Source organism: uncultured Gordonia sp. (genome assembly GCF_937858515.1).
Taxonomy (GTDB): Bacteria; Actinomycetota; Actinomycetes; order Mycobacteriales; family Mycobacteriaceae; genus Gordonia.
The window spans coordinates 1-14,629 of sequence record NZ_CALLZT010000167.1; the positions used below are offsets into that span (position 1 = coordinate 1).

Consider the following 14,629-nt stretch of genomic DNA (forward strand, 5'->3'; position numbering starts at 1 on the left):
TCATCGCGATCATCATGATCCTGATCAACTTCGGTCTGTCGTCGCTGGCGACGTATCTGGAGAAGCGTCTGCGCACCGGCCGCCGCAAGGTGGCCGCCGTCGATCCTGACGAGGTCGATATCGCCGCATCGGAGAACCTGCCCACCTTCGGAACCAAGTAGCGCCCGCACAGACGAACGAGGCCGGGACTACAGGACGAACTGCTTGCGCCCTGTAGTCCCGGCCTTGACATTCGGGTGGGGCCCGTCACGATCGGGTGCCCAGCACCTCTGTCACCACGTCGATCACCGTCGACTGGTCGTAGCCGCGCCGCGACAGCACGCCGGCAAGCCTGCGGAACGCCTTGTCACGTTCGGCGCGGTCGGTGAGATCCACGCGCATCGCGGCCAGCTTCTTCGTGGCCATCGACACGGCGTTGACCCGCTCTGCATCCGGGCTGATGTCGCCGAGCGCCTCGTCGATGACCTCGGCGTCGATCCCTTTGGAACGCAGCTCCTGTTTGAGTGCGATCCGCCCCCTGCCGCTGTACGCATGTCGCGACCGTACCCATTCGGCGGCGAAATCGGCGTCGTCGAGCAATCCTGCACGGTCGAGCCGGGCCATCACGTCCTCGACGACATCGTCGGCAAAACCTCTGCGCAACAGCCGCTCCCGCATTTCGTGGCGACTGCGCGCCCGGACTCCGAGAAGCCGGAGCGCCACGTCCCACGGGGAGGCGGTGCGCCCGGTCTCAGCGTCTGCGGTCATCGTCAGAATTCAACCGGCGCGGGAGCCACGTCATCGTCGTCGAGAACCGCGCCGATGCCGAGCTTCTCCTTGATCTTCTTCTCGATCTCGTCGGCCGTCTCCGGGTTCTCCTTGAGATAGTTGCGGGCGTTCTCCTTGCCCTGACCGAGCTGATCGCCCTCGTAGGTGTACCAGGATCCCGACTTACGGATGAAGCCCTCGGCCACGCCGAGGTCGATCAGCGAACCCTCCTTGCTGATGCCATGTCCGTAGAGGATGTCGAACTCGGCCTGCTTGAACGGCGGCGCCACCTTGTTCTTGACCACCTTGACGCGGGTGCGGTTACCGACCGCGTCGGTGCCGTCCTTGAGTGTCTCGATGCGCCGCACATCCAGGCGCACCGACGAGTAGAACTTCAATGCCTTACCGCCCGTGGTGGTTTCGGGGGAGCCGAACATCACACCGATCTTCTCGCGGAGCTGGTTGATGAAGATGGCGGTGGTGTTGGACTGGTTGAGCGCCGAGGTCATCTTGCGCAGCGCCTGGCTCATCAAACGAGCCTGCAGACCGACGTGGCTGTCGCCCATCTCACCCTCGATCTCAGCCTTGGGCACCAGCGCCGCGACCGAGTCGATGACCAGGATGTCGAGTGCGCCCGACCGGATCAGCATGTCAGCGATTTCCAGGGCCTGCTCGCCGGTGTCCGGCTGGGACACCAGCAGCGCGTCGGTATCGACGCCTAGCTTGGCCGCGTAGTCGGGATCGAGCGCATGCTCGGCATCGATGAAGGCGGCGATACCGCCCTGCGCCTGAGCATTGGCCACCGCATGCAGCGCCACCGTCGTCTTACCCGAGGACTCCGGACCGTAGATCTCCACGACACGACCACGGGGCAGCCCACCGATACCCAGCGCGATATCGAGGGCGATCGAGCCGGTCGGGATGACTTCGAGAGGTTGACGGGCCTCCTGCCCGAGCCGCATGACCGAGCCCTTGCCGAAGTTCTTGTCGATCTGTGCGAGCGCGAGGTCGAGTGCCTTCTCACGATCGTGAGTCGGTGCCATTGTGTCTCCTCTGGTCGGTACCGGGTTGGCCTTGGTGCTGCCGCGTTTACGTGTCTGCTGTGTTGACCGGGGTTTGCCCGAAGCTGTGGTTGCCATCGCCCCGCACACTATCCGGAGGGTCTGACAATCAGCCTCCGGCGTGCCGGGACTGCCTTGCTCTAGCCGAACATCGCTCTGCCGAACATCCGGCGTTTATCGAACATCAGTATGAACGAACGAATGTTCTATTGGCAATACTGGCACGGCCCCCGATACCCGGCAAACAGAGTTTCCACAGGCCAAGGTTCTCCACAGGCCGAGGTTCTCCACAGGCGAAGGTCTCCACAGGCGAAGGTCTTCACTGGTCGGGGCCTTCACAGGCATCGAGTGCGGGCTACCAGCGTTCGCGGGGCACGTCGAAGTCGCGGCAGATTGCGACCCATACCGTGCGGGGGTCGCGGCCGTCCTCGATGGCCTGCGCACCGGTCCGGCCGCCGAACTCGATGAGAACGTGGTCGGTGAGAATCGAATCGGCCGTCTGCACACCGAACTGAGCGTTCATCAACTCGGTGAACTCCGTCAGTCGCACGGCGTCGAGCCTATCGGTGTACGGTCCGCCGGTGCGGCACCCGATCTCCCCAGAACCCGATTGACTACCGTCACCGGATCGACGGTCCCCCTGGCTGATGCCGCGACCGACGCGGCCCGGTCCGCATATCCCGGGTCGTCGAGGACGGTACGCACGGCACCGGTCACCGTGTCCGCGGTGACGGGCCGGACGAGTTCTCCCACACCGATCCGGCTCACCCGGTTGGCCAGTTCCCACTGATCACCGCCACCGGGGATGGTGACCACCGGAACGCCGTGAGTCAGACTCTTGGCCAGAATTCCGTGACCGCCACCGCAGATCAATACGTCGACCGCACCCGAGGCCAGCAGCTGATCCTGACGGGCCAGGCCCGCCACCACGGCACCGGCCGGAAGCCCGGCTCCGACACAGATCGCCGCCACGGTCGAATCGTCGATGCCGAGCCCGGACACCACCACGCGGACATCACGGCGCAATCCGGCGAGTCCGCCGAGCACGTGGTCGATCATGTCGCCGGCGCCGGTGGCGGCGGTGGACGGTGCCACCATGATCAGCGGCCCGTCACCCCCCGGGACCGTGAATATCTCGTCCGTAGGTTCCCACAGCAGCGGACCGACGATGTGGGTCCGCTCGGGCCAGTCCGGGCGGCGTACCTCCAGCGCGGGCAGCGTGGCCACCAGTCGGGCGGCGGGTGCCGGAGTTCCGGGCAATCCGATCGATGTCCGGGCACTCGACCGCTGACGCTCGCCGAGCCGGATCGACCGCGCGGTGGCGACCCGCATCAGCGAATCCCGTAGCCTGCCTTGCAGTCCGGTCCCCACTGCGAGGCCCGAACCCACCGGAGGCAGGCCACGCGATGCGTCGTACAGCGGGTGCGGCGAGCATTCCACCCACGGGATTCCGGCGAGTTCGGCTCCCCAACCACCGCCGACGGTGATGGCATCGGAGACGACCAGATCAATATGCTCCGCCACCAGGGACGGCTCCAGCGCACACGCGATGCGTGCGGCACGTCCACTGAGCTTGTCTCCCGCATCACCGTCGTCGTCATCTGCGAGCGCGGTCAGCCCGGGTAACTCCAGTGTCCGTATACCGCGCCGCGAGGCCTCGTCCAGCCAGCGTCTGCCGGTATAGACGACAACCCCATACCCGGCGGCGTCGAACAACCCTGCCAGGGCGAACGCCGGAAACGCATGACCGGCGTCCGGCCCCGCGACGATACCGATACGGTGCGTGCGGCCCCGCGGCGACGCCCCGGTCACCTAGTGGGTCTGCGGCGGAAGCGTCTGTCCGGGCAAAGTACCGGGCTTGGCCAAGTCCGGCGCCGCAGCCGGTGCACCCGCCGACGGCAGTGCCTCACCCCGCATGCTGGCGCGGATCTGCTCCAGCCGGGAGTGCCCGGCCATCTGGACACCGGCCTGCTCGACCTCGGCCATCCGCCCCTGGACGGAGTTCTTCGCCAGCTCGGCCGATCCCAGAGCGTTGGCGTAGCGGCGTTCGATCTTGTCGCGCACCTGATCCAGGTTGGGCGTGTTACCCGGAACGGCCAACTCACTCATCTGATTGAGCGATGCCGACACCTGCTCCTGCATCTTGGCCTGCTCGAGCTGACTCAGCAGCTTGGACCGCTCAGCCAGCTTCTGCTGCAGCATCATCGCGTTACGCTCGACGGCCTGCTTGGCCTGCGCCGCCGCCTGCAGCGACTGATCGTGCAGCACCTTGAGGTCTTCGACACTCTGCTCGGCGGTGACCAGCTGCGCGGCAAACGCCTCGGCGGCGTTGGTGTACTCCTGCGACTTCTGCGCGTCACCGGCCGCGGCGGCCTGATCGGCCAGGGTCAGTGCCTGACGCGTGTTGGCCTGCAGCTTCTCGATCTCTTCGAGTTGCCGGTTGAGCTTCATCTCCAGCTGGCGCTGGTTGCCGATCACATTGGCGGCCTGCTGGGACAGCGCCTGATGCTGACGCTGCGCATCCTCGATCGCCTGCTGGATCTGCACCTTCGGATCGGCGTACTCGTCGATCTTCGAATTGCCCAGGGCCATCAGATAGCGCCAGAACTTCACGAACGGGTTCGCCATGCTTGCGTCAACTCCATTCACCGGTTGAAAAGTGGATCGGGGACCAATCTAGCCCTGACATCCGACTGTAGCCGCCCCCACCGGGTACAGGCACCGCTGTCGTTCGGATGTGTCACCGGACACGGCCGGTTCGGGATCGCCGGTCAGGCCGCGGCGAGCTCGGCACCGGGCCGCCCGGCAGGAGCCGGAATGACCACCTTTGTGGCCGACAACGCGGCATCGTGCTGCGCTGGGCGCAATGTCTGGCCCGCGTCGAGCACGATGTCGGCGAGTTCGACGTCGAGAGCATCACAGATCGCCGCGAGCAATTCGCTCGATGCCTCCTTCTGGCCCCGCTCGACCTCGGAGAGATAGCCCAGACTCACCCGCGCGTCGGTGGAGACTTCACGCAGCGTCCGGCCCTGGTCCGTACGTACCCGGCGCAGACTTTCCCCCAGCGCCTCTCGCAGCAGTACCGCCATTGACACTCCCTCCTTCGGGTCGTCACCGTCCTAGTGCGCCGACCGACCTTGACAACGATCGCATCGCCCGATCGGTTCCCGCACCGCTCATTCGGGGCGGATCCGGCATCGGGCGCTCTGCTCCGTTCCGCCGACAGTAGTCCACTATCGGCGCCGTCGCGCTGCACGACCGGCGAAAGTCCGGTCGTGACTCATCTCACGTGGCGCTCGTCTCACGCTACCAAGACGTGACCGACACACCCCCGCCGACGCCCCCGTCGTGCCGGGTTGAGCGATCCTGAAGCAGGCTGTCAGCGGCCGGCGCGGCCCTTCGCCCGCAACGCGATCGCCTGCCAGAGGTAGTCGCAGGCGGTCACGACGGTCACGACGACCGCCGCCGCCATCAGGACCACGGCGATCAGGTGCCAGCCACCGTCCAGTGGAAGGAGGTAGAAACCGATCGCCAACGATTGGAGCAGCGTTTTCAGCTTGCCTCCACGGCTGGCCGGAATCACACCGTGCTTGAGTACCCAGAACCGCAGCGCGGTCACGCCCAGTTCACGGACCACGATGACACCGGTCACCCACCAGGACAGCTCACCGAGCACCGACAAGCTGATGAGCGCGGCGCCGATCAGGGCCTTGTCGGCAATCGGGTCGGCCAGTTTGCCGAACTCGGTGACCAGGCCCCGCTCGCGGGCCAGCCGACCGTCGTAGCGGTCGGTGAGCGCTGCGACGGCGAAGATCACGGTGGCCGCGATACGCCACGCCGTGCTGTCCCCGTCGTCGACGAACAGCGTGACGACGAACACCGGCACCAGCACGATCCGGAACATCGTGAGCACGTTGGCGATGTTGAGCAGCGGGACCTCGTCCGGGCGCACTTCGTTCGGGGGCACCTCGTGGGGGACGGACGGGGTGAGGTCACCGGTCACCGGCTCATCCACGGCTTGGCACGGCTCCTCGTCGAGAGCACGGCGAGCCCGGCCGGTCATGACTCACCGACCGATGACGACTCGCCCATGGGGCGCCGAAAGCACACTCGCACACAGAACAGACTATCCGCGATACCGGCCGGGATTGATCACCAGGTCACACGCGATGGGATTCATGTCGATTGACCGGCTCATCGCCCGGCGCCGCAGTCATCCGACGTACATTGATTCGCATGTCCTCCGCCGACCCCGAGGCCGACACGACCGATCACCGCACCGTCGTGGTGCGCCGCGCCCGGACATCCGATGTGCCGCGGATCAAAGAACTCATCGACCAGTACGCCGGCCGGATTCTCCTGGAGAAGAACCTGGTGACGTTGTACGAGTCGGTGCAGGAGTTCTGGGTCGGCGACATGGGCGGCGACGTGGTCGGCTGCGGAGCCCTGCACGTGCTGTGGTCCGATCTCGGCGAGGTCAGAACCGTGGCGGTCGACCGCACCCGCAGCGGGTATGGCATCGGGCACCGGATCGTCGCTCGGCTCATGGACGTCGCGCGCGAGCTGGAACTGAGCCGGGTGTTCGTGCTCACGTTCGAGACGGAGTTCTTCGGCCGCCACGGATTCATCGAGATCGAGGGTACGCCCGTCACCCGCGAGGTGTTCGAGGAGATGTGCCGCTCGTACGACACCGGTGTCGCCGAGTTCCTCGACCTGAGCTACGTCAAACCGAACACACTCGGCAACACCCGGATGCTGGCTCACCTGCATGACAACGGCTGAGGCCGGGTATCGCCCCGGCCTCGGTCGGTCACGCAGGCACGAGCCGGGCTGTCAGGCCGGATCCGGTGCGGAGGCATCTCCGCCCGTGATCGATGCGATCACCCCGGCCAGGTCCTCCGGTTTCACCAGAACCTCGCGGGCCTTGGATCCCTCGCTCGGACCCACGACCCCACGCGTCTCCATCAGATCCATCAACCGGCCCGCCTTGGCGAAACCGACGCGCAGCTTGCGCTGGAGCATCGACGTCGATCCGAACTGACTGGAAACCACCAGCTCGATCGCCTGCAGCAGGTCGTCGAGGTCGTTACCGATGTCGGAGTCGATCTCCTTCTTGTCCCCGGCCTTCGAGGTGGTGACACCGTCGACGAACTCGGGCTGTGCCTGCTCCCGGCTGTACTCGACGACCGCGGAGATCTCCTCGTCGGCGACGAACGCCCCCTGCATCCGGATGGGCCGACCCGCACCCATGGGCAGGAAAAGTCCGTCACCCATACCGATGAGTTTCTCGGCGCCCGGCTGATCGAGGATGACGCGCGAGTCGGTCAGTGAGGACGTCGCGAACGCCAGACGGGACGGGACGTTCGTCTTGATCAAGCCGGTCACCACGTCGACCGATGGCCGCTGGGTGGCCAGGACCAGGTGGATGCCCGCCGCACGCGCCTTCTGCGTTATCCGCACGATCGCGTCCTCGACGTCGCGGGGAGCGGTCATCATCAGGTCGGCGAGCTCGTCGACGATCGCGAGGATGTACGGATACGGCTTGTAGTCGCGTTCGGACCCCAGTGGCGCGGTGATCTCCCCCGACCGCACCTTCCGGTTGAAGTCGTCGATGTGACGCACCCGGGAGGCTTTCATGTCCTGATAGCGCTGTTCCATCTCCTCGACCAGCCAGGCCAGCGCGGCGGCGGCCTTCTTGGGTTCGGTGATGATCGGGGTGATCAGGTGCGGAATCCCCTCGTACGGGGTGAGCTCGACCATCTTGGGGTCGATGAGGATCATCCGCACGTCCTCGGGGGTGGCGCGGGTGAGCAGCGAGACGAGCATCGAGTTGACGAAACTCGACTTGCCCGAACCGGTGGAGCCGGCCACCAGCAGGTGCGGCATCTTGGCGAGATTGGCCGAGACGAAGTCGCCCTCGATATCCTTACCCAGACCGATGACGAGCGGGTGCTTGTCCTTGAGCGTCGACGGCGCCTCCAGCACGTCGGCCAGACGCACCATCTCGCGATCGGAGTTGGGGACCTCGATCCCGACGGCCGATTTGCCGGGGATGGGTGCCAGCAGCCGCACGTTGTCGGTGGCGACCGCATAGGCGATGTTGCGCTGCAGCGCGGTGATCTTCTCGACCTTCACACCCGGGCCGAGTTCGACCTCGTAGCGGGTGACCGTCGGGCCGCGGGTGTACCCGGTGACCATCGCGTCTATCTTGAACTGCTCGAGGACGCCGGTGATGCGGTCGATCATGTCGTCATTGGCACGGCTGCCCGCCACCGGCGGCTCGCCCTCGATGAGCAACGAGGTCGGGGGGACATGATAGGGCGAGTTCTCCGCGGAGTGTCCACGGGACGCTGACGCGGGCCGTCCCGTCCGGCTGGTACCGGATGCGGTGGCGGCACTCATGCGGCGGCCTCTCTGGGTGGTCGGCCTCGTTCCCGATACGGGCGCGTCCTGCCGCGGCGGCAGGTCCGCGTCGTCGCCGGTGGTGGTCGCGGCGGCCGGGCGGGCGCCGCTGCCACGGTCGATGGGTTCGGTGAGATCGGCGGGACCTACGCCGCCCGGTCCGAGTGGATCGGTAGCGGCATCGGCAAAGTCTGCGGCGCCGTAATCACCAGGATCGTAGTCACCGGGACCGAAATCGGCGGCACCCGATCGACGCCCGGTCCTGGGGTCGTCGTATCCGCCCGCGCCGGCCGGGCGTCTGTCGCCGATGAACTCGGTGCGTGCGGAGTCACGCATCTCCCCCGCGGTGGCACCGCGCCGGGAAGCCCCGGTGTCCCGGCCGGACGCCGGAGTCTCGTAGGCCCCGTACTGCGTCTTCCGGGATGTCCGGCGGCGCGCGGGACCGTTGTCGGGGGGATAGTTCTCGTACGGATCCGGAGAGTATCCGGGCTCGGCTCGTTCGGGTCGATAGCCCGCACCGCCGTCTACGGCACGCCGATCCGCCGGGCCGTCGTCCGCTCCGCGCCGATAGCGTTCGGAGTCGTGTCGCCGCTCGGATTCCCACGGCGCTTCGTCGTGCTCACCGGTGTCCCTCGACCCGCGCAGCCGCAGGCCGAGGTAGTCACTGATCCCGATTACCAGGTCGCTCATCGTGCGATCGCTCAGCAACAGCGCACCGAAGGCCATGATCAGCAGCAGGATCGGCACCGAGACCCACGCGGTGACCCAGTGGGTCAGCGGGGTGCCGACCAACCACCCGGCATAGCCGGCGGCGTTCGATCGGCCGGTGAAGTCCGATGGTGCGCCCGCGATCAGGTGTATCAGGCCCAGCGCCGGAGGGCCGAGCAGCACTGCCCCGACGAGCTGGCCGGGTGACTGCTTGGCGAGCGTCGCCGGGCTGCGCATGAGGATCACCGCGACCGCCACCAGGACCACCGGCACGCCGATCGCGACGAGACCGACCGCAGCCCGCACCCCTGCGTTGATGAATGCCCCCACCGGACCCGCTGCGCCGAACCACACACCCACGGCCATCAGGAGTCCGAAGATCAGGAGAAGCAGAGCTATGCCGTCACGCTGATGCGATGGACCACCGGTCTCGCCGTCGGCGCCGTCGTCCGGGCCGCCGGGTACGACTCCGGTGTGTCGGTTGTCTGGGTCACGACTGTCGGGACCACGATCACTGGGACTGGGATCACGGGGACCGGGATCACGGGGAGCACGGCCGTCGGGGCCACGATCGCCTGGATCCTGATCATTGGCACCACGTCGGCCGCGACCGCGGTAGCCGGGGTCGCCGTCGTCTCCGGCCGGTGTGTCGCGTCCTGTTCCGACGCGCGCCAGGCCTCCGATGCCACGGGCGAGCAGGGCCCAGCCACCGCCGACCCCCCGCCCCACACCTCGTCCGACGGTCGAGGCGACGGACGGCCGGTGCACGTCGGTTGTCCGCTCGGTGATGGGCTTTTCCGGTTCGCCGCGCGAACGCGTGCTGCGGACCGATCGACGTCCCGTGCCCGAGGCACGTGTGGACGATCGGGCAGCAGGTTTCTTCGCCGTACCCTTCCGTCGCGCCGGGGTACTGTCGGTGTCGTCGGCGCGTCCCCGCGTCGACGAGGCGCTCTTTCCCCGGGACGTCCGAGCAGCAGACGACCGTCCGCCGGTCGATCGGCCGGCGGCCGTATCCGTGGCCGGGGTGCGCGCCGAAGACGCGCGTGAACCCGTGCTCGCTCTCGAAGCCATGCGGACAGAGTAGTCCGCCCCGACCCCGTCAGTCACTTACGCAACAACTGTCCCGGTGTGGCGCGTGTCGCAGCACTGCGGTCACGGTCATTTCCCGGCACGCAGCGTCCGCCGAAGGATCTTGCCGGTCACCGTCTTGGGCAGTTCCTCTACGATCACCACCTGCCGCGGATACTTGTAGGCGGCCATCTGCTGTTTGCAGAACCCGACCAGTTCTTTCTCGGTCACCGACGCCCCCTCGTTCAGCGAGACGTACGCCTTCACGGTTTCCCCGCGGTATTCGTCGGGCACTCCGATCACCGCGCACTCGCGCACGGCGGGGTGGGTATAGATCACGTCCTCCACCTCACGGGGCCATACTTTGTAGCCGGAGGCGTTGATCATGTCCTTCTTGCGGTCGACGATGTAGAACCAACCGTCGGCGTCCATGAACCCGACGTCGCCGGTCATGATCGCGCCGTCCGGCATGGACTCGGCAGTCTTGTCCGGTTTGTTCCAGTAGCCGGGTACCACCTGCGGACCCGATGTCACGAACTCCCCCACCTCGCCGACGGGAACGTCGTTGCCGTCCTCGGCGACCACACGCACAACCGTGTTGAACACGGGTACACCCACCGACAGCGCGCCCGAGTCCTCATCGACAGGGGCACGCACGCCGAACGGCACACCGTGCGAGGGCGAGGACGTCTCGGTCATGCCGTAGATGTTGTGGATGTAGGCACCGAAGACCTTTTCCATGCGGTCGCCGATGGCCGGTGAGATCGGTGCGCCACCGGAATAGAGGATCCGCAGACTCTCGAAGTCGGCGGGTGTGGCACCCGGTGCGGCCGACAGCGCGTTGTAGGCGGTGATCGCCGCCACCGTGAACACCGGCCGATACTCCCGGATCGTGTCCACGGCGACGTCGGGTGCGAAGCGGTGCATCAGGATCAGCGACGTGTGGGCGATCATCGCGAACATGATGTGGCCGACGAGCCCGGTGATGTGGAACAGCGGGCCGATACCGAGGATCGGCTCACCCGCGCCCAGTCCGGTCCAGTCCCGGTATACCTGTGCGTTGAATGCGAGATTGCGATGGGTGTTCATCGCGCCCTTGGGTTCTCCGGTGGTGCCCGAGGTGTAGGTAAGCACCGCGGTGTCGTCCGGACTCAGTGTGGGCACCGGCGGGGCGGATCCCTCGTACGCGGCGATGACCTCCGCCAGGTCGACGGTGCCGGGCACCGCGCTCCGGGATACCCCGGCGAAGAGCCGCTCATCGTCGCGGGTCTGGAAGTCCAGCGGCGAACATGTGATGACTGTCCGGATCGATGATCCGCCCTCGGCGATCACGGGCTTGGCCACGGATAGGTACAGATCGTCAAGGGTCAGCAGGGCCACCGCGCCGGAGTCGGCGAGCATGTACCGGAGTTCGCGCTGCTGGTTCATGGGGTTGATGGCGACGGCGATACCACCGGCCTTCCAGGCCGCGACCAGGCCGATCACGTAGCCCGGGTTGTTCTGGACGTACAGTGCCAGCCTGTCACCCGCGGCGAACCCCTCGGCGATGAGCGCCGCCGCCAGAACGTCGGCTGCCTTGTCGACGTCGCCGAAGGTCAGGACACCGTCGAAGTAGATCAGAAACGGGTCGTCGGCGCCGGTTCGGACTGACGCGTCGAACACGTCGAGCGCTGTCGCGCACTCGGCGGTGATGTCAACGGGAGAGCCCTCGGGATACAACCCCAGCCACGGCCGCGCCGCGTAGATCCCCGACGCCGGACTCGCCTGAGCCCCGGGTTGACCGGCGGGCCGGGCGGTGGGGTCGGGATAGGTCATGACAACTCTCCAATGCGATAGCGGTGCCAGTGCCGGCGAATGTCACTGAAGACCCGGAAGTTGAACAAGGCTGATCGAACGTTCGGGATGTTTCAGTCGAGACCAGCATCACACTCCGGCGGGGTTTCGTCAAGCATGCCCTTGACGACGAAAACAGCTGCCCCACCGGGAATTCCAGCGGACCAGGAGTTCAGTCAGACTGAAATCGCATCATCGCCATCGAATAGCGCACATAGTCCCGCGCCACCTCCTGGGCACCGGCGGAACCATCGGCGTGGAACCACTGCGGCAATGCCATGCACATCGTGGCCACTGCGCGCGCCGTCTCTCGGGGATCACCGGTGGCGAACGTCCCGTCGGCCACCGCCGCCATCGCGGCCGCGTCGACCCGAGACTGTATCGCGCGGCGCCGATCGGCGAGCCGCCCTCTGTCGGGCTCCTCCAGACTGCGCATCTCCGTAACGGTGATCAACGCCAGGTCGCGTCGGCTCGCATGAAACAACGCCAGCGCTTCCACCATCAGCGCGAACCGGGTGGCAGGCGTGTCGCCGGCTGAGTCCGCCGCAGCGACCCGCCATTCCAGATCGTCGATGGTGAGGTTTGTCAGCGTCGCCAGCAGGCCCTGCTTACTGCGGTGATAGTGGTAGATGCCGGCGACGCTGCTGTCGGCGGCGGTGGCCACCATCCTCATCGTCGCCCCGTGGTAGCCGAACTCGGTGAACACTTCAATCGCCGCCCGCAGCGCGGGATCGAGGTGCAGTTCGTCGAACCGCCGCCACGACATCACCTCCCCCACCGGACCCGGCGCGGGTTCGGCGCGTTCAGGTGGCGGATCGAGCAGATCCGCCGAACGCACGCCCAGGGTTGCCGCGATGACGTCGAGCCGGTCCGTCGTCAGCGCTACCTTGGCTGTTTCGATGGCACTCATGGTGCCCACGCTCACGCCGATGGCGTCGGCGAGGGCTCGCAATGTCAACCTGGCCCGTGCGCGCGCGGCACGTATGGCAGGGCCCGGATGTTCAGCCATACTGAACACCGTAGCGGAGGCACGCCCTAAACTGTGCGGGAAGGGAGACCGATGTCCGACTACGTTTCCCGGCCATGGCTCGCTCTCTACGGCGAACGGCCGGCATTCCAGCGCAGCCGCTACGACACGGCACTGGAGATGTTCGACGCCACCGTCGCAGCGCGCGGCGATGACATCGCCCTGCACTATTTCGACGGCGCCACCACATGGACACAGCTCGACCGGGCGGCGGACTCGCTGGCCGCGTACATGCAGACGCGTGGCTTCAGGTCCGGCGACCGGCTGGCGATCTGCACTCAGAACAACCCCGCCCTGGTCATCGGGCTCGTCGCGGCGTGGAAGGCCGGAGGTGCCGCGGTATTGATCAGCCCGATGAGCACCCTAGAGGAGTTCGGCCAGTTCCTCGGTACCTACCGGCCATCAGGGCTGCTGGTGCTCGGCGACATCTACCGGGACATCGCCCGTACCGCGCTCACCGACATCTCGGACACCTGGCCCGTTCCGATCGTGGTGACCGCATCACCGTTCGACGGTCAGAGCACCGACGATCCGCGGGTGCTGGAGGAATCAGCCCGGCACCGCCCAGCAGACACAGTCGACCTGTATGCACTGACCGCCGCCCACACCCGGCCGCGCGTCCGGTGCACCATCGGGCCCGGAGACACCGCGGTGCTGCTCAACACATCCGGCACCACGGGATTTCCCAAGGGCGCTGCCATCACGCACGCCAACCTCATGTTCAGCACTCAGACCTACCGGAACTGGACCGGTGTGGGTGAGATGGACCCGATTCTCGCGCTCGCCCCGATCTTCCATGTCACCGGCCTGGTTGCGGGTGTCACCTTGGCGATGCACCTGGGATCAGCGTTGGTACTCACCCATCGCATCCACCCGATGGTCGTCGCCGACGCGATCAGGACGCATCGGCCCGCGTTCGCGACCGCCGCGATCACCGCCTACATCGCGCTGGCCGACGAGTCCGATCTCACGCCCGAGGACCTGACATGCCTGCGTCTGCGCTTTTCGGGCGGTTCCCCGATCGACCCCGATACCGCCGACCGGCTCGAAGCCGTTCTCGGCGGCTACATCCACAACGTGTACGGCCAGACCGAGAGCACGTCACCATCGCATATCGTGCCACCGGGCCTGCGGGCACCCGTCGACGCCGATACGGGGGTGATCTCGGTCGGAATCCCGGTGTGCAACACCATGGTTCGTGTCGTCGACGACAACGGTGAGGAGGTTCCCGTCGGTGCGATCGGTGAGCTGGTCACCTCCGGGCCACAGGTGATCAGCCAGTATTGGGGCAACCCGGCTGCCACGGCCGCGGCGCTGGCTGGGGGTGAATTGCACACTGGCGATGTGGGTTTCATGGATGCCGAGGGCTGGTTCTATGTGGTCGACCGCAGCACCGACGTGATCAATGCCGCCGGGTACAAGGTGTGGCCGTGGGAAGTCGAGCGGGTTCTCCTCTCACATCCGCTGGTCCGCGATGCCGCGGTGGTCGCGATCCCGGATGACTATCGCGGACAGAGCGTGAAAGCCTTTGTGGTGCTTGATACTCCGCAAGAAGCGACTGGACAGTGCCCGGTCACGGAGGCGGGTCTGATCGAGTTCTGCCGGGCTCGTCTGGCGGCCTACAAGTATCCGCGTGAGGTCGAGGTGGTCGGTGCCCTGCCGAGAACGTCCACCGGGAAACTACTGCGGCGGCACCTGCGCGAAGGCTCGTCGTAAACCCCACGAATAAGCCCCGGCATCGCAATATTTGTGATGCCGGGGCCTGTTCGTGGGGTTCAGGGCA

The 14,629-nt window shown here is 66.6% G+C and carries 13 protein-coding genes and 1 pseudogene; 4 read left to right on the forward strand and 10 right to left on the reverse strand.

Annotated features, from left to right (window positions below; genetic code table 11):
* Positions 1-161 (forward strand): annotated as a pseudogene (locus Q0627_RS15860) (amino acid ABC transporter permease); the annotation flags it as partial.
* 85 nt (positions 162-246) lie between these two features.
* Here Q0627_RS15860 and Q0627_RS15865 read toward each other — a convergent pair.
* The 7 genes from Q0627_RS15865 to pgsA form a co-directional block, all read right to left on the reverse strand.
* Positions 247-747, reverse strand: a complete 501-nt coding sequence (locus tag Q0627_RS15865) for a regulatory protein RecX (protein WP_298811347.1) — start codon at positions 745-747, stop codon at positions 247-249.
* A gap of 2 nt (positions 748-749) precedes the next feature.
* Positions 750-1,790, reverse strand: a complete 1,041-nt coding sequence (gene recA / locus Q0627_RS15870) for a recombinase RecA (RefSeq protein WP_291014562.1) — start codon at positions 1,788-1,790, stop codon at positions 750-752.
* Between the two features lie 373 nt (positions 1,791-2,163).
* Positions 2,164-2,358: a DUF3046 domain-containing protein gene (locus Q0627_RS15875; RefSeq protein ID WP_291014534.1), complete on the reverse strand. Its 195-nt coding sequence runs from the start codon at positions 2,356-2,358 to the stop codon at positions 2,164-2,166.
* Positions 2,349-3,620 carry a nucleotide disphospho-sugar-binding domain-containing protein gene (locus Q0627_RS15880; protein ID WP_291014537.1) on the reverse strand — a complete coding sequence of 424 codons (1,272 nt, stop codon included), beginning with the start codon at positions 3,618-3,620 and terminating at the stop codon, positions 2,349-2,351. Before Q0627_RS15880 ends, Q0627_RS15875 begins: the two co-directional genes overlap by 10 nt.
* Positions 3,621-4,436, reverse strand: a complete 816-nt coding sequence (gene pspA / locus Q0627_RS15885; RefSeq protein WP_291014540.1) for a phage shock protein PspA — start codon at positions 4,434-4,436, stop codon at positions 3,621-3,623. It abuts the gene before it with no gap.
* Between the two features lie 143 nt (positions 4,437-4,579).
* Positions 4,580-4,897, reverse strand: coding sequence for a helix-turn-helix transcriptional regulator (locus tag Q0627_RS15890; RefSeq protein ID WP_291014546.1), 318 nt, complete (start codon positions 4,895-4,897; stop codon positions 4,580-4,582).
* A 290-nt stretch (positions 4,898-5,187) separates the two neighbouring features.
* Positions 5,188-5,871, reverse strand: a complete 684-nt coding sequence (pgsA, locus tag Q0627_RS15895; protein ID WP_291014548.1) for a CDP-diacylglycerol--glycerol-3-phosphate 3-phosphatidyltransferase — start codon at positions 5,869-5,871, stop codon at positions 5,188-5,190.
* 173 nt (positions 5,872-6,044) lie between these two features.
* Here pgsA and Q0627_RS15900 point away from each other — a divergent pair, with 173 nt between their 5' ends.
* The gene (locus tag Q0627_RS15900) at positions 6,045-6,590 is read left to right on the forward strand and encodes an amino-acid N-acetyltransferase (RefSeq protein WP_298811354.1); all 546 of its coding nucleotides are present in this window, start codon (positions 6,045-6,047) and stop codon (positions 6,588-6,590) included.
* A 51-nt stretch (positions 6,591-6,641) separates the two neighbouring features.
* Here the strand turns inward: Q0627_RS15900 and Q0627_RS15905 are convergent, their stop codons facing one another.
* Positions 6,642-9,647 carry a DNA translocase FtsK gene (locus tag Q0627_RS15905; protein WP_298811356.1) on the reverse strand — a complete coding sequence of 1,002 codons (3,006 nt, stop codon included), beginning with the start codon at positions 9,645-9,647 and terminating at the stop codon, positions 6,642-6,644.
* A 112-nt stretch (positions 9,648-9,759) separates the two neighbouring features.
* On the opposite strand from Q0627_RS15905, the gene Q0627_RS15910 reads away from it, so the two are divergent.
* Positions 9,760-10,002, forward strand: a complete 243-nt coding sequence (locus tag Q0627_RS15910) for a hypothetical protein (RefSeq protein ID WP_291014554.1) — start codon at positions 9,760-9,762, stop codon at positions 10,000-10,002.
* A gap of 74 nt (positions 10,003-10,076) precedes the next feature.
* Here the strand turns inward: Q0627_RS15910 and Q0627_RS15915 are convergent, their stop codons facing one another.
* Both Q0627_RS15915 and Q0627_RS15920 read right to left on the reverse strand, forming a co-directional pair.
* Complete coding sequence (locus Q0627_RS15915; RefSeq protein ID WP_291014556.1) at positions 10,077-11,801, reverse strand: class I adenylate-forming enzyme family protein; 1,725 nt, start codon at positions 11,799-11,801, stop codon at positions 10,077-10,079.
* A 190-nt stretch (positions 11,802-11,991) separates the two neighbouring features.
* Positions 11,992-12,828: a TetR family transcriptional regulator gene (locus Q0627_RS15920; RefSeq protein ID WP_291014558.1), complete on the reverse strand. Its 837-nt coding sequence runs from the start codon at positions 12,826-12,828 to the stop codon at positions 11,992-11,994.
* Positions 12,829-12,879: 51 nt separating this feature from the next.
* Here Q0627_RS15920 and Q0627_RS15925 point away from each other — a divergent pair, with 51 nt between their 5' ends.
* Entirely contained in the window at positions 12,880-14,562 is a 1,683-nt protein-coding gene (locus Q0627_RS15925; protein WP_298811357.1) for a class I adenylate-forming enzyme family protein, read from the forward strand.
* Positions 14,563-14,629 lie beyond the last annotated feature (67 nt).